Here is an 18,927-nt window from a genome sequence, read left to right on the forward strand (position 1 = left end):
TTGGGCCGGTAGCTAGGCCATGCGCTTTTAATTATGACACCCATCCCACCTAGGTCTGCCGGCACTACTGCCGGGGAGCGCTACCTCGCCCAGTTGTGCCACCGCTCCTTTCTTTCCCTTTGGAATTACTCCAATCCATATACGGACGAGGGTAAAAAAACACCGGCCAACGTTGGCAAGGAGTTGTGTGACCAGCTAGTAATATTTGGCAATCACGTTATTATTTTCTCTGATAAGGATTGGGCATATCCAACGACTGAGGATGAACAAGTAAATTGGAGTCGGTATTTCAAGAAGGCAATCTGGAAAAGCGCGGGACAAATTTGGGGTGCAGAAAACTGGCTCAAGCGGTTTCCGAATCGCATTTATGAGGACGCAGCTTGCCAGCGGCCACTTCGTGCCGCCCTGCCCCCTACTACCATGATGAAGGTGCACCGGGTGCTTGTGACGCATAGAGTATCAGCGGCATGCCAAGCTGTTTATGAGGGTATGGGTAGCCTCATTGTCGACACCAGTTTAGTGGGAGAGGCGCATTTTCAACGCCACCCCGAGGGCCCGACCACCCAGCCCCGCGAGCTGGAACCATTCACCGTGGGCCACTTGGACCCTGCTCGTGGGTACGTGCACGTATTTGATGATGCTAGCCTAATAACAGTATTACGCACGCTCGATACCATTACTGACTTTGTGCAGTACCTAGAGCGCAAGGAAGCCTATTTATTAAAACCCGGGCGCACGGTGTGGGCCGCCGGCGAAGAAGATTTACTGGCTTACTACTTGCGTCATACGGACGCGCAGGATGAGCACTGTTTTCCAGCTGACTCGGGCCAGGCCACTACGGATGAGGAGTTTGAGGAGGGGGGGTGGGCTCTTTTCGCGGGCGAGGAACTACCCCGCAAGCTGGCCAGCGACCAAGTGAGCTACACTTGGGATAGAATTATTGAGTTTGTTACGCAGCATTTCGAGTCGAATACGCTGCACTACGCTACTGATTACAGTTACGAGGCCCATGAAAAGGCCCTGCGTTTTCTGGCGCAGGAACCGCGCTTGAGCCGACGTATGCTGGCGCGTCCGCTGGCTGACCTTATGACAAATTCGCCTGCTACTAACCCGCTGATGCGCATGGCCGATTCTCCGTCCCATCCCGGAGTACGCTTCGTGTTTTTAGCGTATCCCCGTCAACCAGGGCTAACAGATGAACAGTACCGTCAGCAGCGTTACGCATACATGGAAAGCTACTGCCGCGTAGTTAAACTGGTGTTCTTTGATTGCGTTGACCACCTTGTCGGGATTTCGTTCGCGGGTGGGGGCCGAGCGCAGATTGGTAATGTAGATTTATTCTATTACCCTGCACAGGAATGGGCACCTAAGGAACACGAATTAGCCGTGGCCATTCAACAAAAAACAGGCTTCCTAAAAAACTACAAACAATCCACGCGGCAAGAGGACGAATACCCGGATTAAGGTAATAGTTAGTACTGGTCTAGGTCTTACACAATCATTTTTCCAAGCGCTCTCCAATAGTTTTCCAGACATAAATTATGGCGAAAGCTTCCAACTCGTTCTGGGCTTCCTTTAGGGCTGGGATTAGTTGTATGTAATCAAACATAAATTTAGCCAGCACCACCATTGCTACTCCCACAGAGGCATCAGCCATTTCTTGCTGCTTCTCCAAGCTTCTACTTTGCTGAATCTGAATTACGCTCAAGCGGCTGGAATGAGCATAGCCACATAGAAACTTGTATTGCTGTTTAAAGAACCCTTCATCAAAACCGGCATTTACGGCCAGCGTTCCCCAGCTACTATCAATTCGCCAGCTTCCTTTCAAAATAGCACCTTGCTGCTTCTTATTTAGGGCGATAAAACAGGGCGATGACTGAATCTCATGAGTGAGTCTATCAATGGATTCACGCTCACTATTTATCAAATCAAGCTGAGCTTTGTTTTTGGGCTCAAAGTCTTTCCTATCTAGAAAACCGGCCAAGTGCCAGCATAAAAATCTAAATCTACGCTCTTCATTTTCTGTTGCCGATATAAAGACATGGTTGAGCGTTAAGTATGTTTCCATAGCTGCTCTAACCAGTATGGCTATTGAGGCAAAGTCTATTTGAGTAGGGTAGCGATTAGCACCTATGGTCAATTGCTGGCCATGATATAAATGGCGAACAGAGATTATGTGGCTTATTATCTTTTGTCCAAGACCTTCAGCATAATACAAGCTTTCTTGGTCAACCGGATTCTTCTGCCCACCCAAACGATTTCCGATTTCAACGGCTGAATTAATTAATATATCAAGGTCCATCTTTCTATTTTCTTCCATACCCATGGTGTCCTGCTATTTAATGTTAATTACTATATATTTATAAAAATTATATTAATTTATAAGTCGCTGTGTCCAACTCAAGGCAGCACAACCTGCTACAGGTTAAGCGCCTGCTGTACTATTAGTTTAGCCTCTGCCGCCTCATTCTTGGCGTCGATTTTGGCTTGCTTGGCATCTTCCAGCGCCTGCTTGCCGGCACGCACGAAGGCCGCATTGCAGTAGCGCAGCTTATCATCGATATGCCGATTGGAGCGGTTCTTCAACTCCCATGCCTTGAGCAGCTCCAGCGCACCTTCCTGCTTAAGAATGGGGGCGTACTTGACGATGTTGGCGTCCGTCACCTTCCAGTCGCGCAGCCGGGCAATGATGCTGCCGGTGGCTGCGTTTTCCAGCCAAGAAGCGGGAATGTCTTTTAGCGTCGGTCCTTTTTTCAACTCGAACCGAAACCGGATAATCTTCTTGCGGCCCCGAGTGGGCCGGGTGGTTTCGTAGATGGGGGTGAAGGTGAATTCGAAGTCGGTGCCGGCCAGCTCCTTCTCCGGCTCCTTCATGGTGTTGGCGATGAGCAGCATGGTGTTGGGGTACTTCATCAGCGGATTGCCGGTCTTGCCCTTCTTCACCTGTCCGCGCTTGTCGTACTCGTACCAGCAATCCATGTACTGCCGGTATTCCTCCACCGGCACTTCCCAATAGCCCTTGTCCTGCCAGGCGGCCAGGATTTCGAAGAACCGCATGCTGTACCAGCTTTTCAGGTTCATGTAGCCGTGCAGCGGAAACTTGCTAAAGTGGGCCGCTTTCACCAGGTAGGGGGCCAACTGCGGATTGAGCAGGATGGTAATGATGCCGTCCTTGTAGCCCACGCGCTGCTCGCGGGTGGTATCGAGCAGATGCCGGAAGTACCATTCCTTCTTCTCGATGCTCTCGAACTCCCACTTCACGTCGGCCAGTTCGTAGAGCGCGCCCTTGATTTTGGAGTACGCCGTTTCCGGCTCGATGTCGGTACCCTCCAGGATGGAGGAAATGTGCAACTGGTAGAAATCCCGCAGCTGGTAATCGTTGTCCCGAATCTGGTCAATCACCCGGGCCATGATGCGCTTGCCATACACCGAAATCTTCTTCTGGTGGGCAAACGTGACGTTCCAGTGCTGCTTGACTTCCCCCCGGTATTCAGGCTCGTACTTGAGGTCCAGCTCCAGCATCGGAGCCGCCGGGACGCGGGAGATACGTTTATCAGCCATGGAGTTAAGCAGCAGGTAGCGGTGGGAAGCATACGCAAGATATACCAAAACGACTAAAAAGGTAAGGTACTACTTTGCCCACCTTACCTTTTGCTTTGCCTCTGCTCCAATCACCCGCCGGTAAGCCGGGTCGGGAAGCTGCTAGTATTACCTGTCCAAACCTTAGTTTATTCACCCAGGGCAGACAAACGCCACCTATCGCGAAGCCATTACCCCGACCTGAGCACCTGTCCAAACCTTAGTTTATTCAGTTTGGTAACCCGCAGCAACAGTCGAAGCCAGCGGAGCAATGTGGATAACCCATCTGTCCAAACCTTACTTTTTACCTGTCCAGAACTTACTATTTGATGGCGAAAACCTGTCTAGAACTTAGCTTTTGAAACTGCAGCACCTGTCCAAACCTTAGCTTTTACCTGTCCAAACCTTAGCTTTTGGCCGTTTACTCCTTATAGTAAACTAGTATGTTCTTTTTAACTAATCAGTAAAAAACTACTATTTAGTCTGTCGACCAAGAGAAGGCATTTAGGACCGAAGGGATGTACCTCACCGGCACATGGGCCGAAAGGAAAACAAACAACAAAGTTCAAAAAGGTAAAAAACAGGGATTGCACTTTTCTACTTTTTTATACTATTATTACAAGTTGAAGACTCCTCCTTGTACTGCTAAAGTACTGGAATAAGTATCAGTAACTCAGAGAATCAGCAGCAGCGACAGTTTCTGGAACACCAACCCCAGCCGGGCAGCCCCTCAATAGCCATCCGGCTAGCAAACTCCTGCCTAAAAACGAAAAAACTAAGCCCTGGGTATGATTATGGCGATAGTGACCCAGAAAAACGCTGAGAAGCTGACTTAAAAATGAACAAGAGGGAAAAATCAATGCGTGGGCCAACAGCTCAAGCTAAACTATCATAATCTGACACTTTATTTTTTATAAAATTGAATCATTAATTGGTTATAGAAGTACCAATTAAACGCAATTAAAGTACAAAACAACAGACACTTAGCTATAAGGCTTGGCCCTGTGCTGTTGTGCTGAAACCACCAGTTTTATACTGCGGATAATCGGCAGATTTAGATGCCCACAGAAGCCACAATATGAGTTTTGAACCCGAGCAAGATGCCTTAGTCGACCAAGCCGGGTTGCTGAAAGGGGTTGCGGACGGATAATGGTACGTGAGCAAAGAGAAACCCTATCGATTTAATCAATAATGGACACTTTAATTTAAATAAAATTGAAACATTATTACCGGTTTTTGCGTTTAACTATTATCCTCAACGCAATAAGATAGTCTTTTGATTATGAGCGCCAAACCCGAAATTGTCGAAGAAGCTTACATCATTTTATCGCAGTTAGGAGGTCGTCGCTTTCTGGTGATGACCGGGGCCGACAAGCTCATGGCCGCCGGCCGGATGGCCAGCAACCCCAATCCCTGGCTGCGGATGGACCTGCGCCGCAACCAAGCCCAGGTGAACCGTCTGAAAATTACCCTCATGCCCACCGACACCTACAAGGTGGAATTCTACCACCAGAAGCTGGTTGACTGGGAACCGGTCATTACCAACCAGCAGACGTTTGAAATGGTGTACGGGGAGGATTTACCGGCTCTTTTCACTTCGGTCACAGGCTACGATACCCACCTTTAGCCCCTGCCTGATGCGTGCCAGAGAAGCCCCCACCATCATCCAGCCGGGCTGGAACCAGTATCGCAGCCGGGTTATCGCCGCCATTACCGACGTGGAAATGCTGATGCAGCAGCTGGGTAAAGGCCTCGACTGCGACGGCCTGACTGCCGAAGTGGCCCTGCGGCTCGGGCTCCGCATCGATACCCAGCCCGATTTCGACGTGCTCAACGCCCTGGTACGGGCCGTGCGCCCCATCGGCCGGGAGGCCCTGCGGGCTACCCGGGAAGACCAGGGCGGTCAGTTTTCCCTCCTTCTGCTTTAGCCCTGATGCCATGCCCCAGTTCCAGGATTTAGTTGTTGGCGAGGCCGTGTATTATGCCCGGGAGCGGGCCGTGGGCCTGATTTACACCACTTATGAGCGGGGTCGACACGAGCGCCCCGGCGTGCAGCTGCTGCTTAGCGACGGCCGCGACCTGAGCGGCTTCAGCGCCGAAGAGGCCGACCAGTTCCTGCAGCCACTGGGCGATACCGGCCTGCGCTACGAGTTTGCCAACGTGGGCCAACTGGCTCGCGACTACCAGCGCGGCGTGTTTAGCCAGGCCTTCCATAATGCCCAGGTGCTGCTGCTGGTGCGGCAGCTGGCCAGCCCTGAGCCACCCGCGAAGTAGCTGTTTTCTCCCTTTTGTTCTGTTTGCCATGCCCCCAACCACTCAGCACCCCCTGAATAGCCCCGTTTTTGCTCCGCAGCTGGCTTATCTGGCCGTCGAGCAGGAACCCATCGATTCCACCGAAGCGCAGCGCCTAGAGCAGCTGCGGCAGCTTATCGGGGCCGCGCCCGATACGACCGACCTACGCGCATTTGCCGAGCCGGCCCGCCAGCTGCTGGGGCCTGGCTACCGTGTGCACTGCGGCAGCTCGCACGTCTGGATAAAACGCGAAGAACAGCCCGAGCGCCTGGCCATCGTGGCTGACCGCTACACCACCGCCTACCGCGAGTGGAACAGCCCACTTCTGGCTCCTGGAGCAGAATAGCCGCTTATAAAAAGTGGTTTTTCAGTTCCGGCTTTGCCTTAACTTGCCTCCCTAACGCCTGACTACTCGCCCCCGCATGTACAACTTTCAGTGCCTCACGAAAAAGGACTGGGCCACCGACTACGGTTTCCGCAAAGCCCTTGAAGCCGACCCCGGCACGATGAAGTTTGCCGGGCAGACCGTGGGAGCCGGTCGCCGGGACATCGTGGAGTACTGGCAGCGGGAGAAAGACCACTACCGGCTCTGGGAGCTGCTGCTTTACATGGGCAGCCACACCGTGCCGCAGACGGTGGCCTACTTCGACCTGCCGGCCGACACGGCGGACTTTCTGCGCTGGGTCTACAATGAGGTATCCCACGAGCAGCGCGAGCAGGTGGCGGAAATGGTGCAGGGCTTCGCCAGCGGCTTTGACCAGATGAATTTCTTCCCCTACGCCGAGCTGTACCCCATCTGGCAGCGGGCCGACGAACGCCAGGCCCGCGACGGCAACGTGCTCGTGTACCTTGACCGCATCACCGAGCCGGATGGGGCGGAGATTGTCCGGTACCAGGCGCCCAGCTTTTTTGAATAGCCCGAACTACGGGGCAGCCGAGGCCGTAATGTTGCAAAAATTGACTAATCTTTGCTCGTGTTAGACCTCTTTGCGGCCCCGGCTATGCTCAAACCAAGTTCCTACAATTCGCTGGCCGAACTCATTCACGCCCTGGGCATGCGCAGCGACACGGCCCGGCACATCGGCATCTCGCACAACACCCTCAACGTGCGCATGGCCAAGCCGGGCAGCTTCACGCTGGATGAGCTGGTGAAGGTGGCCGAACTGGCCAAGTCCGACCTGCTGACGATGACCAAGCTGGCCCAAAAGCAAATGGATAACCCCGTGGAGCCGCCCGCCCCGGCGCTGGGCCGCCCGCGATTCAAGAAGAACCAGCCAGACGCTAGTTGATTGTGTTAAGCTGCGTTTGCTCGGACTAATGCCGGGCGCTCACCAATAAAAAGAGCGTCCTTACATTGAAGTAATCCTTATCGCAAACGACAGGTAACTGCCTGGTTATTTGACGAGGTGACCCGTCCGGCATTATTTCATCCGTTGAGACGAAAGTATTAGTCCCTTCGTGCTTAAAAGTGATATAAACGCTGGAATCCTCAATTACCTGAGCAGACTTGTATTGGTATTTCCTTTCAAGTCCTAAAAGAGCCTTGAGCGCTGTTGAGTAGCTGCATGCAGCAGGGAAGCCAGATGATGCGGGTGAATTGGCCAGATGCGCATATAGGCCATGTCGATGCAGCATGAGCGGGCTGAGCGTTTCTAGTTTCAGGATTCTGCCATGACCGTTAAGCTCCTTCGCCAACCGATAAGTATCTGTTCCATAATCAGAACAATCAGTATCGTCTGACAAGAAAAGATAGGTTACATCAACCTCCTCAATTGACAATCCATGCTTATCATAAGCGAGCGCTGAAAGCACTTCAAACAGGCTTTCTCGGGCCAGCCTTATTTTTTCAAGTTCTGCACTTTGCAAAAGTTCAGCCTTTTCCTCTGAACGTCGGTGTTTCGCTTCTATCCAACTCATTGTATAAGTTTACTTGATTGGCTGTAGAGTTGAACACCTTGCTATGTTCCTGCTTTGCGGCAAGTTACACAGAGGCCGCAAGTCGACACTATTGGTGCGGTCGGGGAATACTAGTTTTTAGTCAGTAAACGCATAGCTCCGGCACCAACTTGGCTACCATTCGTAGCCAGTTTCTGCACTTCACCGCCGACTTTTTACCACTCGTCCTTTTTTCTCCGAAGGGCTAATTGGGCATGGTAGTTTCGCTGCGTACTAGCTGCGCAGCATGAAGCTTATCATCGTCGAAAGCCCCAACAAGATTAAGAAAATCAAAGGCTACGCGGGGCCCGATTACGAGGTGGCGGCCTCGGTGGGCCACATTCGGGATTTGCCCGTGGGCGGGGGCGACATTGGGATTGACCGCGAGCACGGCCACGCCTTGAAATATGTCGTCAGCGACGACAAGAAGGCCGTGGTGGCCAACCTGCGCCGTCTGGCCAAAGCCGCTGGCCCCCAAGGCGTGTACCTAGCCACCGACCCCGACCGGGAGGGCGAGGCCATTGCGTTTCACCTCTGCGAGGTACTGGGCCTGGACCCGCGCACGACCAAGCGCATCGCCTTCCAGGAAATCACTGAGAAGGCCATCAAGGCCGCCTTGGCCGCACCCACCACGGTGGACCTGCACCTGGTGCACGCCCAGGAAGGCCGCCGGGCCGTGGACCGGCTGGTTGGCTTCACCATCAGTCCGGTGCTCAACCGTAAGCTGGCGGCTGGCCTCTCGGCAGGTCGGGTGCAGTCGGTGGCCGTACGCCTGGTGGTGGAACGGGAGCGCCAGATTCAGCAGTTCACCGACACGTTCACCGTGCCGGTGGTGGCCACGTTGCAGACCAGTCACGGCGAGCAATTGCGCGCCCGCCGTACGGCCCCTTCCTTCGCGATGCTTGACCAGGCGCAGGCCTACTTGTCGCAGGTCGGCCGCGGCGCGGGCTTTGGGGTGCTGAACGTGGAGAAAAAGCCCGTGGAACGGCAGCCCGCGCCGGCCTTCTCCACCTCGACGCTGCAGCAAGAAGGCGTAAAAAAGCTCCGGTTCACCGTGCAGAAAGTATCGGACCTGGCCCAGAAACTGTTTGAAGGGGGCCACATCACCTATATCCGCACCGACAGCGTGAACCTGGGCGAGGAGGCCACCCAGCAGGCCCAGGTGCAGATTACCGCGCAGTTCGGGGCGGGCCAGTTTCAGGCCCGCCAGACTAAAAACAAGGACGGCGCGCAGGAGGCCCACGAAGCCATCCGACCCACCCACTGGGAGCAGGCCCAGGCCGGCGACACGCCCGACGAGCAGGCGCTCTACCGACTGATTTACACCCGCGCCCTGGCCTCACAGATGCTGGCCGCCCAGTATGACCAGACCACGATAACCCTCGCGCCGGCGGCTGATGCCACTGATACCTATACCAGTTCCACCCGCGTGCTCACCCGCGCCGGCTACCTGGCCGTGTACCAGGACGCCGAGGAGGAAGGGGAGGAGCCTGATGACGAAGCGGAAACGACGCTCAAACACCCGGTGCAGGAAGGCGAGGCCCTGACGCTGGTAAAGCTGGAGGCCCGCCAAAGCTTTGCCCGGCCCGCCCGGCGCTACAACGAGGCCACCCTGGTTGCGGACCTGGAAAAGCAGGGCATTGGCCGGCCGAGCACCTACGCGTCCATCCTGCGTACGATTTTCGCCCGGAAGTACATTAGCACCGGCAGCGTGGCGAGCAAGAAGCTCACCGCGCAGGTCCTGACCTGGCAGGATGGCCAGCTGAGCACCAGTCAGCGCAGCGAAACCCTGGGCGCGGATAAGGACAAGATGCTGCCCACGGCCACCGGCACCGAGGTCACGGCGTTTCTGGAGCGCAACTTCCCCAAGGTGATGGACTACAAGTTCACCGCCGGCTGCGAAGCCGTGTTCGACAAGATTGCTCAAGGCAAGCAGACCTACCAGCAGTTTGTGCCGATGTTCGACCAGAACCTGCTGGGCTGGGTGGCCGCCGCCGACCAGCTCACCCCGGACCGGGCCGAGCTGCAGAAGCGCCTCGTGGGCCACTTCGAGGGCAGGGAAATGCAGTTGGGAACCGGCAAAAACGGCCCCTACATCCTGCACGCCGAGAAATACTACAACCTTCCCGAGAGCATCAGTCCCGCGCAGCTGAGCGAGGCGCAGGCCCAGGACCTCATCAGCCAGCGCCGGGCGTCGGCCCCCCTCGAGGTGGGTCTGCACGAGGGCAAGCCGGTGGTCGTGGGTCAGGGGCCGAAAGGCGTTTACCTGAAGTGGCGTGAGCAGTATTTCAACGTGCCGGCCGGCATATCGGCCGCGGCCGTCACCCCGGCGCTGGCTGTCAACTACCTCATCAAAGCCCAGGCAGAAGCTGCCAAAAACATACTGGCTACCGTGGGCAAATACACCATCGGCCGCAACGAATGGGGCCTCTACGTCACCGACGGAGAGGTAAAAGCTAAGTTTAAGCCGGGCACCACGGAGGAGCAGGCCCGGGCCACCACGGCTGAGCAGGCCGCTGAAATGATTAAAAGCTACAAAGCATGGAAGAAGAAAAACGCGGGCCTGAAGTAGCGCCCTTGAGCTTTCCCGACCTGAGCCTGGCCTTACCCTACCAGGACGCGCTGCTCTACGCCCAGAACCGGTTGAAGATGATTGCCCGGGGCGGGCTGCTGCCGTTTTGCGAGGCCCACAAGTTTCCCTACACCACAATCATCAACCTGAAAAACGGTAACCTCAAGAAGGAGGAGCCTCGGCTGCTACACCGGCTGTTGCGCAGTCTCGACGTGCCAAACGAGTTGCTGCAGTTTCCACCGGATAGTCCTAGCCAGCGTTTTTTGCTGCCGGATGGCGAGGCGCTGGCCACTTTTCAGCTACAGATGGCCTTTTTTAAGTCTCCTGGATAATGCGTGAATAGAGGTAATGCCCAAAAAGGTACCAACAAGGTTACCGTTAAAACGGAACGTAAGATTCAAGGCCAGTACAACTTGACTTGTATTTCAGTCAGGTTTTCGGCATGACGTGTTAATAAGCTCAGTTGAATAGGTGTTAACGGCGTCAGATTTGTGCCGACTCGACATACAATCTGCCATTCGTCAGAGGTAAGGTCGCGAGCTATTAATCCAGCGTAATCTAGTTGCTGCTCCAGGTATTCTGTGAGCGCAAGCCGGTGTTCTTTCGGATTAGCCACCCATTCGGGGCGAAGCTGCCTGGCCGCTACTACTGCTGGTGGGATATTACCCTGAGCCAGGTTATCGATGAAACCCGGGATGCTGTTTTTGAGCTGCCATCCTAATGATAGATAGGCAACACACTTGCTGTGCTCCGTGGCGCGTTGAAAAAGATTGGCCATCATCTGCGCATTTTTAATGCGGTTCATGAATAAATCCACTGTGCGCAGCAAAAGTGCTATTGTGTTGGGATAAGGGCTGTTTCCCAATGGGCTCAGGCCCGCTCCAGCATCCGATACAATGATAGTATTACACTCGTAGCGGCTGTTGGCCTGCGTGAGTTTCTGGATGCCCTGGTTGTCGTAAACCCCGCCGTCGATGAGTTGTGGGTGGGCACGATTGGTATCGGCTGGCTCTTGAAAGTATTGTGGGCCAATCGTAATGGGGGTGAAGGCAAAAGGTACGCAGGATGAGGCCGCTACGGCCCGCGCCACTGGGAAAGAGGCCGCATTGAATTGTACCGGGGGTTGATAGTAAGAATAAGTCGAGTCAGTCATCCACTCCCGTGAAAAAGTGAATGGCCGTCCGGTCTGCAAATTCGAGGTTCCAATAGCCAGGATGGGGGTCGGGCGTAGCTGTTGAAGCGTCTGCCCTTGGTAGAAAAAAGCATCATAGGCCCGCTCTATTTCCCGGCTAACCGGGAGGATGCGAAACTGATACCGGAGAACAACGAAGAGTAAGCCGAGTAGCGGCAGCAATGACCAAGGAGCCCAACGACTAAAAAGCAAAATGGTGCCTGGCACAACAAATACCAGTGCCACCAGTAAAAATCGCACAAACGACCATGACCGTAGCGCATAGCCAATCACATTACAGCGAAGAAAGGCCTCCATCATCTTGGCGTGAAACTCTTCGAAAGTCCCTTGGTGCAGGCAATAAGCCGCCCCGGTAATAGAGCCACCGGAGATAGTAGAAATGACATCGATGCTGGCCAGTCGGTCCATTTCGTGCAGCTTCTTGAGCGTGCCTAAATGAAAAGCGGCTGCTCGATAGCCACCACCGGATAAGGCTAAGCCAAAACGGCGAGTGAATGACATGCGCACACAGTATTGAGGAAGGGATTGATGAATAATACTATCGTGCCTTTCAGAAAATATGGCCAGTAGTATTTTGTGAGCGATAGGAACCACCGTGCTACGGAGCCGTTAATAATCGTCTTTAAATGCCCGAACTGCTGTCAGAAAATCAGCGATAACAGCGCATAAGTGCCTTTTCTCAGTCGGAGTCAACTTATTGAACTTCGAGGTGGAAAGCGGTTGGGTAAGAGTCGCCCGAATCACGTCGTAGTACCCTTTGTTGCCGCGCTGTAATTCGTAGCGCAAGACTGGTGAGGTGAAATGTTTCGCCCGCTTGGCACTGTACCGGTCAGCTTCGCGGCCTGATACGACGCCTTCCAGTAGGAGCTGTTGGTTCGGGGCATCAATAGCAGCGGTAAAGGAATTGCTCAATGCTTGAATGGATAAGCTCCTGCCGGAATTACTCGTTATCATGCAGGAATCATCCACAGATTCTTCTAAATAGTCTGACAGGGTTTGACCAAAATCCTCGGCGTTGAAGCGCTTATCTTCTTCGCTTCCTTGCTTCCCCAGCTCTTGTGGAGCCAGGTACTGCTGAACGAAGTGACGCAGCACCTCCAACTCCTCGGCTGTTTCAAGCTGCGAGCCTATCTCGATGGAATTGCTGTTGGAAGAGCCCAACAAATTGAGCGACGTGATAAGGCCGTTCGTCTCGTTGAAATAGAACTTGGCGTGCAGCCAAGGCACAAGCTGTGGAGTGATGCCTAGCGCTTCGACCTGCTCCTTGCTGGCCGGGTTGCCGGCGTCATAACGGATATAAAACGTGATGCGCACACCCCGGTCACGGGCGGCTGTGAGAGCTGTAGCTAGCTGTTTCCATTGCGTTAAATTGACGTAAGGCGACACCAGCACGAGTTCTTTTCGGGCCTCGTGAATGATGTCAAATAAAGCGCCACTAATCTTATGGGGGAGTAGAATTTTCACGAAAATTTATTGGCAGCGATAGGACATGAAAACAAGGGAAGCAGGCAAAAAAAGCGGAGCTACATTGGCTAGCAAAATTAGTTAAGTTTGGAGCTGGTGCTAGTTTTAGTGGCTAGATTGCCTGCCTTTCTCTGAATCCCTGTGACCTATCCAGATTTCCTCGCTCGCTGGCAAGCTTCCGGTGGGGCTGAGCACGCCAACTACGGTCTTTTTCTGCAAGACCTCTGCGACCTGCTGGGGGTGCCCCGACCCGACCCCACCACGGACGACCCCACGCAGGATGCCTATGTATTTGAGCGCGGCGTGAGCTTCGACGATGGGGCCGGGAAGCGCAGCACTGGCCGCATCGACTTATACAAGCGCAGCTGCTTCGTGCTCGAAACCAAGCAGGGCACCGACACGCCCGACCAGCAAGCCAAAGCCGCCAAAGCCGAGCTGGGGCAGGCCACCGGCAAGCGCCGCAAGGGCCACGCCGTGCGGGGCACAGCCAAATGGGGCCAGATGGTGGAAGCTGCCCGCGAGCAGGCCCTGCGCTACGTGCGGGCGCTGCCGGCCAGCGAGCCGCGGCCGCCGTTCGTAGTCGTAGTCGATGTGGGTTTCTCCATCGACTTGTACAGCAACTTCGCCGGGGTGGGCGACAGCTACGTGCCTTTCCCAGATTCCAGCAAGTTTAGGGTGCTGCTGCCGGCGCTGGCCGACCCTGCCACGCGGGCACAGCTGAAGCTGCTCTTCACCGACCCACAACAGCTCGACCCCGCCCGCTTAGCGGCGCAGGTGACGCGCCGGCTGGCCGGCCACTTGGCGGGGCTGAGTAACCAGCTGGAAAAGGCTGGTCACGCACCCGATGTGGTAGCGCAGTTTCTGATGCGCTGCCTCTTCACCATGTTTGCCGAGGATGTGGAGCTGATTCCGAAAAAGTCGTTTTCCAAGCTGCTGGCCGAATATGCCGATACGGCCGAGGCCCGCGCCTACCTGCCCGAGGCCTTGCAAAGCCTCTGGACGACCATGGACAAGGGTGGCTTTTCGCCGGCCCTACGCACCAAAGTGCGCCACTTTAATGGTAAGCTGTTTCACGACGCGACGGCCCTGCCGCTGAACGCCGACCAAGTGGCGCTGTTGCAGCAAGCGGCCGATGCCGACTGGACATTGGTGGAGCCGGCCATTTTTGGAACACTGCTCGAACGCGCCCTCGACCCCGACGAACGCCACAGCCTGGGCGCGCATTACACCCCGCGCCGCTATGTGGAGCGCCTGGTGCTGCCTACCGTCATCGAGCCGTTGCGCCGGGAATGGGCCGCCGCTCAGGCTGCTAGCGCTCAGCGCATGGAAGAAGGGAAAGGCAAAAAAGCCGTGGACGAAGCACGCACCGAGCTGGTGCGCTTCCTGCACCGGCTGACATCGGTGCGTATTCTGGACCCGGCCTGCGGCTCCGGCAATTTTCTATACGTTACGCTCGAACACCTCAAGCGCCTAGAAGGAGAAGTGCTTACTGCTCTGGGCCAGCTGGGCCAGTCGGGGCGCCTGGAACTGGGCGATGGTACTACCGTTGGTCCGCGCCAGCTGCTGGGCCTGGAGCTGAATCCCCGCGCCGCGGCCATTGCCGACGTGGTGCTGCGCATCGGCTATTTGCAATGGCACCTGCGTACTCACGGTCTTACCCAATTGCGTGAGCCGCTACTCGACGATTACCAGAATATTCAGCAGCAGGATGCGGCGCTGAGCTATGACGGGCCTGAGTTTCAGAATGCCCGCCCGGCGGTCTGGCCCGAGGCAGATTTCATCGTAGGCAACCCACCCTTCATTGGGAAGGGACGCATCCGTGAAGCACTGGGCGACGCTTATGTTAATGCATTGCGCAGGGCCCACCCCCATATCCCCGACAGCGCCGATTTGGTCTTGTATTGGTGGGACAAGGCGGCGCAGGCCGTCCGCACAGGCATCACCCAGCGCTTCGGCTTTATCACCACGAATTCCATTACCCAGACTTTCAATCGGCGGGTAATTCAGGCCCATCTGGAGGCATCGGAAACTCCGGCCGAAATCACGTTTGCCATTCCCGACCATCCCTGGACCGATAACGCCAATGGTGCCGCCGTACGGGTAGCATTTACTGCGGTCGAAAAGGCGAGGGGAGAAGAGGGCATCTTGGCCTTGGTTATCAAGGAAAGCAACGACGCCGAAGACGAGGAAGCTGTTACGGTTGAGCTAACGGAACGCCGGGGGCGCATCAATGCTGACCTGACCACCGGGGCCGACGTGACGCAGGCACAGCCTCTGCAAGCCAATGAGGGCCTCAGCAGCTTCGGCCTGATGCTGGCAGGTTCGGGCTTCATCGTGACGCCAACCGAAGCGCAGGCTCTGGGCTTGGGCACCGTCGCGGGTATCGAACAACACATCAGGCCCTACCGCAACGGCAAAGACCTGGCTGCCACGCCTCGGGGCGTAATGGTTATTGATTTGTTTGGATTAAGCGAAGCGGAAGTGATAAACAAGTTCCCAGCACTTTACCAGCAGATTTATACCAGAGTGAAGCCTGAGCGCGACATCAACCGCGATAAGGCGCTGCGAGAAAAATGGTGGCTGCATGGTCGCTCCCGCCAGGAATTACGCAAAGCATTGGTAGGTCTTACTAGATACATCGGAACACCGGAAACGGCAAAGCATCGGATTTTCCAATTTTTAGATGCCACTACAGCCGCTGACCATATGATTGTGGCATTGGCCTTAGATGACGCATTCCATTTGGGAATTCTATCTAGCAAAATTCACACTTTGTGGGCATTCTCGGCAGGTGGTAAGATGGGAGTAGGAAATGATTCACGCTACAATAGCTCACGCTGTTTTCAGCCTTTCCCCTTCCCCACTACTACCGAAACCCAGCAAGCCCGCATCCGTGAGCTAGCCGAAGCCCTCGACGCGCACCGCAAGCGCCAGCAGGCGCAGCACCCCAGCCTCGCGCTCACCGACCTCTACAACGTAGTAGAGAAGCTGCGTGCTGGCCAGCCCCTCACCGCCAAGGAGCAGGCCACCCACGAGCAAGGCCTCGCGGCCGTCGTGCTCAGCCTACACCAGCAACTCGATGCCGCTGTAGCCGAGGCCTACGGCTGGCCCACCGACCTGTCCGAGGCCGACATCCTAACCCGCCTAGTACAGCTTAACCACCAGCGCCAGCAGGAAGAAGCCGCCGGCACCATCCGCTACCTGCGCCCCGCCTACCAGGCCCCCGGCCAGCAGCAGTCGGCCTTGGCACTACCGCAGGAGGCCGCCGCCACTACCGCTAGTGCCGAAACCGGCCCGCAGCCCTGGCCCTCGGCGCTGGCTCAGCAAATGCAGGCCGTGCGCGCCGTGGTGCAGCAGGCCACCGCGCCGCTGGCCGCCGCTCAGGTAGCCGCCCGCTTCCGGGGTAGCAGCGTCAAGAAAGTGCAGCCGCTGCTCGATACACTGGCCCTGATGTCGCTGGTGCGGTTTGTGGAGGAAGAGGATAAGTATGCCGCATAAGGAACAGTACCAGCCCATCCGACATGATAGACCCAACCAAATTCGACCATCTATTTCCCAAGTTTGACCATCTATTTGCACTCAACGACCGCATACAAGCAATAGTCAATCCGCTGGGAGAAATGCAGAAAGGACTGGAAGCTGCTATGAAATCCCAACGGCTATTCGATGGCATGGTGAGGTCTCAGCAGTGGCTGGACCGCATCGGCATGACGAATGCCATGGCTTTATCGATGCGGATGGAAGAGGCCTTCAAAACCCTGACATTCCCAGCGCTTACTGTGCCGAGTGCGGCCGGTTCTGCTCACCTAGGCCTAGCTTCTTTTGTGCCAAAGCTCTCACCGGAAGTAATCAGCTTAATGGAAAACATGGAGCTGGTTCAGGGTGGTTTTTTCAAGAAATGGACTGGCTTAGCCACGGTACTGGAGCAGCCAGGCTGGGTTAAACAACTAGCAGCGATGGAAGCGCGCTTCAGCCATCTGTTTGCCGACTTAGCTTCGGAAGCCACCGAAGCGGCTACGGAAGAGCTGGAGGCTAGTACAGTGCTGAGTTCCCAGGTGTTTGCTTTAGGCGACGAAATATTGGCTGACCCGGTTAGTGCCACATCGCGCATCCAACCTGTGCTAGCGGCGTGCGCAGCACTGCTGGCCAGGGCACTCAACTCTAAGACCCGGGTACTGCTGCAAGACCTCATCATTTACCTGACGTTCATCATCACGGTGCGCGACAAGCTGCACGAGGCGTTTCCTGCGCCAGCAGCCCCAAGTGTGGGCGAGGTAGCCATCCAGCAGGAAATGCATGAAAACCGTACCCAAACAGCCCTACTGAACTTCCAGCTTGCCCGGCAAAATGGCCAAGTGCAGTTAACGCCACGAGCGGTACTACTGCGCACCCGGCCGGCCGGCAAAGCCTCCAGTGCGGGCAAGTTGCCAGGAGCCACGGAGCTACTAGTGGGTGCCCAAGTGCGCACCTGGGTACAGGTGTCCGGCTTCAATGAGGCCGGCGAACTGGTGCAGGGCTGGTTACCAGCCGCACAGCTGCAACCGAAGCCAGCAGTGCCTGACCAGAAAGCTGCACAGAAAATCAACGCGGTCCCGCCCAAGACTGCGGCCAACACCACTCATTAGCCCCGGTTAACATGAGCGACATCCCAGAGCCTACGTTCACCACTCCAACCACGCCGCTGACGGAAGAGGAATTAGCCGAATATCAGCAGAAGCTTACGGACTGGAACCAGGAATTAGAAACCTATGCTGCCAACCTAGACAGCCACGACAAAAGCCGGGAGCGCGCCCTGGATAACCGCAAAAACGCAGAGATTGAGTATGATAAACTCATTGTATACCTGGCAGGTGGGGGCTTAGTCCTCACCGTTGGATTCATAAAAGACATCACCAAAGCCGCCAAAACGACGGACGTAGGCTGGCTATTGGGCTGCTGGATTTGCTTCGCGCTGGCGCTCCTTGTCAACTTGGTTTCCCACGCCCTCACGCGAATGGCCGCTGATGCCCTGCTTACGGATGCGCCCAATTGGAAAAATTTGGACAAAAAAGTGAACTGGGCCAACTGGACGTGCTTAATTCTAGTGGGATTGGGTATCTTCGTCTTTCTGGTTTTTGTATTCTTAAACTTTCCGGCTCATGCCTAAAACAAATACTACTGGCGGCCCCATGCAGATTATTCTGCCAGCGGGTACTGGTCAAACCAACGGCCAAGTACTTGGCCCCAGCGCCTCAGGCCGCCCTACGCCCCCACCGCCTCCCGCCTTGCCCAAAATCAACCCTAAATAGCACTTCACCCTTTATTCTTCAATTCCAATGGCTAAAACCATTAAAAACCTCAATCTGCACCTGCCAGTAGGCGTGCCAGGTGCCGGTAACACATTGCCCGCCAACACTATTGGCCGGCCCACCCCACCGCCCAAACCCGTATTGCCTAAGGGATAGTCCGTAAGCAGTTCAGCGTTTTATTGCCATACGCTTTATGCATCCTCTACTTATCGCGGGCCTTGCCACGGGCGTAGCAAAACTGATATTAGACCAGGCCGAAGACCAAGCCCGACAGCTTGACTCGACCTATATGCAAACGGGGAAGAAGTGCGGCGGTACGACGCTGAGAATCAAAAACTCGATTGATAAAATCATGGACCAGCACCGTTATGCCAAAATTGGCAAAACGGTACAGCCGGCCAAGCGTTTTCAAGCTACCGATTACCGTGACTACCATACGATGTACGTGGTGTATGAAACCACCAGTGATGCTTTCATCAAGCATTACGAGTCGTATTTCATCAACAAGTACAGCAAGCAGCTCGATAACAAGCACGAGAATAGTACAGGGCGGCTAGCCACCGTTAAGGGCAAGCACTACCTCTACGTGGTTGTAGCTGATTAGC

The 18,927-nt window shown here is 55.4% G+C and carries 18 protein-coding genes; 13 read left to right on the forward strand and 5 right to left on the reverse strand.

The window, feature by feature from the left end:
- Window positions 1-33 precede the first annotated feature (33 nt).
- Window positions 34-1,464: a hypothetical protein gene (locus HHL22_RS23425; RefSeq protein WP_169533869.1), complete on the forward strand. Its 1,431-nt coding sequence runs from the start codon at window positions 34-36 to the stop codon at window positions 1,462-1,464.
- A 34-nt stretch (window positions 1,465-1,498) separates the two neighbouring features.
- Here the strand turns inward: HHL22_RS23425 and HHL22_RS23430 are convergent, their stop codons facing one another.
- Together HHL22_RS23430 and HHL22_RS23435 are read right to left on the reverse strand one after the other, a co-directional pair.
- Complete coding sequence (locus HHL22_RS23430; protein ID WP_169533870.1) at window positions 1,499-2,326, reverse strand: DUF5677 domain-containing protein; 828 nt, start codon at window positions 2,324-2,326, stop codon at window positions 1,499-1,501.
- Between the two features lie 92 nt (window positions 2,327-2,418).
- The gene (locus tag HHL22_RS23435; RefSeq protein WP_169533871.1) at window positions 2,419-3,561 is read right to left on the reverse strand and encodes a replication initiation protein; all 1,143 of its coding nucleotides are present in this window, start codon (window positions 3,559-3,561) and stop codon (window positions 2,419-2,421) included.
- Between the two features lie 1,300 nt (window positions 3,562-4,861).
- On the opposite strand from HHL22_RS23435, the gene HHL22_RS23440 reads away from it, so the two are divergent.
- The 6 genes from HHL22_RS23440 to HHL22_RS23465 all read left to right on the forward strand — a co-directional run bounded on the left by HHL22_RS23440 (window position 4,862) and on the right by HHL22_RS23465 (window position 7,160).
- Window positions 4,862-5,206 carry a hypothetical protein gene (locus HHL22_RS23440; RefSeq protein ID WP_169533872.1) on the forward strand — a complete coding sequence of 115 codons (345 nt, stop codon included), beginning with the start codon at window positions 4,862-4,864 and terminating at the stop codon, window positions 5,204-5,206.
- A 10-nt stretch (window positions 5,207-5,216) separates the two neighbouring features.
- The gene (locus tag HHL22_RS23445; RefSeq protein ID WP_169533873.1) at window positions 5,217-5,507 is read left to right on the forward strand and encodes a hypothetical protein; all 291 of its coding nucleotides are present in this window, start codon (window positions 5,217-5,219) and stop codon (window positions 5,505-5,507) included.
- A 10-nt stretch (window positions 5,508-5,517) separates the two neighbouring features.
- Window positions 5,518-5,853 (forward strand): hypothetical protein, encoded by a 336-nt coding sequence (locus HHL22_RS23450; protein ID WP_169533874.1) that lies wholly within the window; start codon window positions 5,518-5,520, stop codon window positions 5,851-5,853.
- Between the two features lie 28 nt (window positions 5,854-5,881).
- Window positions 5,882-6,217, forward strand: coding sequence for a hypothetical protein (locus HHL22_RS23455; protein ID WP_169533875.1), 336 nt, complete (start codon window positions 5,882-5,884; stop codon window positions 6,215-6,217).
- 76 nt (window positions 6,218-6,293) lie between these two features.
- Entirely contained in the window at window positions 6,294-6,788 is a 495-nt protein-coding gene (locus HHL22_RS23460) for a hypothetical protein (RefSeq protein ID WP_169533876.1), read from the forward strand.
- A gap of 57 nt (window positions 6,789-6,845) precedes the next feature.
- The gene (locus tag HHL22_RS23465) at window positions 6,846-7,160 is read left to right on the forward strand and encodes a hypothetical protein (RefSeq protein WP_169533877.1); all 315 of its coding nucleotides are present in this window, start codon (window positions 6,846-6,848) and stop codon (window positions 7,158-7,160) included.
- Window positions 7,161-7,185: 25 nt separating this feature from the next.
- Here HHL22_RS23465 and HHL22_RS23470 read toward each other — a convergent pair whose 3' ends face one another.
- A complete protein-coding gene (locus HHL22_RS23470; RefSeq protein WP_169533878.1) occupies window positions 7,186-7,788 on the reverse strand; it encodes a hypothetical protein in 603 nt (200 codons plus the stop codon).
- A 265-nt stretch (window positions 7,789-8,053) separates the two neighbouring features.
- Here HHL22_RS23470 and topA point away from each other — a divergent pair, with 265 nt between their 5' ends.
- Window positions 8,054-10,378, forward strand: a complete 2,325-nt coding sequence (gene topA / locus HHL22_RS23475; RefSeq protein WP_169533879.1) for a type I DNA topoisomerase — start codon at window positions 8,054-8,056, stop codon at window positions 10,376-10,378.
- A gap of 5 nt (window positions 10,379-10,383) precedes the next feature.
- Window positions 10,384-10,710, forward strand: coding sequence for a hypothetical protein (locus HHL22_RS23480; RefSeq protein WP_169533880.1), 327 nt, complete (start codon window positions 10,384-10,386; stop codon window positions 10,708-10,710).
- 65 nt (window positions 10,711-10,775) lie between these two features.
- Here HHL22_RS23480 and HHL22_RS23485 read toward each other — a convergent pair whose 3' ends face one another.
- Together HHL22_RS23485 and HHL22_RS23490 are read right to left on the reverse strand one after the other, a co-directional pair.
- Complete coding sequence (locus HHL22_RS23485) at window positions 10,776-12,071, reverse strand: patatin-like phospholipase family protein (RefSeq protein WP_169533881.1); 1,296 nt, start codon at window positions 12,069-12,071, stop codon at window positions 10,776-10,778.
- A 108-nt stretch (window positions 12,072-12,179) separates the two neighbouring features.
- Window positions 12,180-13,034: a phospholipase D-like domain-containing protein gene (locus HHL22_RS23490; RefSeq protein WP_169533882.1), complete on the reverse strand. Its 855-nt coding sequence runs from the start codon at window positions 13,032-13,034 to the stop codon at window positions 12,180-12,182.
- 141 nt (window positions 13,035-13,175) lie between these two features.
- Here HHL22_RS23490 and HHL22_RS23495 point away from each other — a divergent pair, with 141 nt between their 5' ends.
- From HHL22_RS23495 to HHL22_RS23510, 4 genes are all read left to right on the forward strand, one after another.
- Complete coding sequence (locus HHL22_RS23495) at window positions 13,176-16,532, forward strand: class I SAM-dependent DNA methyltransferase (RefSeq protein ID WP_241738261.1); 3,357 nt, start codon at window positions 13,176-13,178, stop codon at window positions 16,530-16,532.
- A gap of 23 nt (window positions 16,533-16,555) precedes the next feature.
- Complete coding sequence (locus HHL22_RS23500) at window positions 16,556-17,659, forward strand: hypothetical protein (RefSeq protein WP_169533883.1); 1,104 nt, start codon at window positions 16,556-16,558, stop codon at window positions 17,657-17,659.
- Window positions 17,660-17,670: 11 nt separating this feature from the next.
- The gene (locus HHL22_RS23505) at window positions 17,671-18,180 is read left to right on the forward strand and encodes a hypothetical protein (protein WP_169533884.1); all 510 of its coding nucleotides are present in this window, start codon (window positions 17,671-17,673) and stop codon (window positions 18,178-18,180) included.
- Between the two features lie 335 nt (window positions 18,181-18,515).
- Window positions 18,516-18,926: a hypothetical protein gene (locus tag HHL22_RS23510; RefSeq protein ID WP_169533885.1), complete on the forward strand. Its 411-nt coding sequence runs from the start codon at window positions 18,516-18,518 to the stop codon at window positions 18,924-18,926.
- The last annotated feature ends 1 nt before the right edge of the window (window position 18,927 follow it).

Source organism: Hymenobacter polaris, assembly GCF_012927305.1.
Lineage (GTDB): Bacteria > Bacteroidota > Bacteroidia > Cytophagales > Hymenobacteraceae > Hymenobacter > Hymenobacter polaris.

What these genes read in the sequence shown, in the direction of transcription:
- HHL22_RS23440 (WP_169533872.1), top strand. Translation starts at nt 4,862, where the DNA reads ATGAGCGCCAAACCCGAAATTGTCGAAGAAGCTTACATCATTTTATCG.
- HHL22_RS23445 (WP_169533873.1), top strand. Translation starts at nt 5,217, where the DNA reads ATGCGTGCCAGAGAAGCCCCCACCATCATCCAGCCGGGCTGGAACCAG.
- HHL22_RS23425 (WP_169533869.1), top strand. Translation starts at nt 34, where the DNA reads ATGACACCCATCCCACCTAGGTCTGCCGGCACTACTGCCGGGGAGCGC.
- topA (WP_169533879.1), top strand. Translation starts at nt 8,054, where the DNA reads ATGAAGCTTATCATCGTCGAAAGCCCCAACAAGATTAAGAAAATCAAA.
- HHL22_RS23470 (WP_169533878.1), bottom strand. Translation starts at nt 7,788, where the DNA reads ATGAGTTGGATAGAAGCGAAACACCGACGTTCAGAGGAAAAGGCTGAA.
- HHL22_RS23500 (WP_169533883.1), top strand. Translation starts at nt 16,556, where the DNA reads ATGATAGACCCAACCAAATTCGACCATCTATTTCCCAAGTTTGACCAT.
- HHL22_RS23435 (WP_169533871.1), bottom strand. Translation starts at nt 3,561, where the DNA reads ATGGCTGATAAACGTATCTCCCGCGTCCCGGCGGCTCCGATGCTGGAG.
- HHL22_RS23460 (WP_169533876.1), top strand. Translation starts at nt 6,294, where the DNA reads ATGTACAACTTTCAGTGCCTCACGAAAAAGGACTGGGCCACCGACTAC.
- HHL22_RS23430 (WP_169533870.1), bottom strand. Translation starts at nt 2,326, where the DNA reads ATGGGTATGGAAGAAAATAGAAAGATGGACCTTGATATATTAATTAAT.
- HHL22_RS23505 (WP_169533884.1), top strand. Translation starts at nt 17,671, where the DNA reads ATGAGCGACATCCCAGAGCCTACGTTCACCACTCCAACCACGCCGCTG.
- HHL22_RS23485 (WP_169533881.1), bottom strand. Translation starts at nt 12,071, where the DNA reads ATGTCATTCACTCGCCGTTTTGGCTTAGCCTTATCCGGTGGTGGCTAT.
- HHL22_RS23450 (WP_169533874.1), top strand. Translation starts at nt 5,518, where the DNA reads ATGCCCCAGTTCCAGGATTTAGTTGTTGGCGAGGCCGTGTATTATGCC.
- HHL22_RS23510 (WP_169533885.1), top strand. Translation starts at nt 18,516, where the DNA reads ATGCATCCTCTACTTATCGCGGGCCTTGCCACGGGCGTAGCAAAACTG.
- HHL22_RS23455 (WP_169533875.1), top strand. Translation starts at nt 5,882, where the DNA reads ATGCCCCCAACCACTCAGCACCCCCTGAATAGCCCCGTTTTTGCTCCG.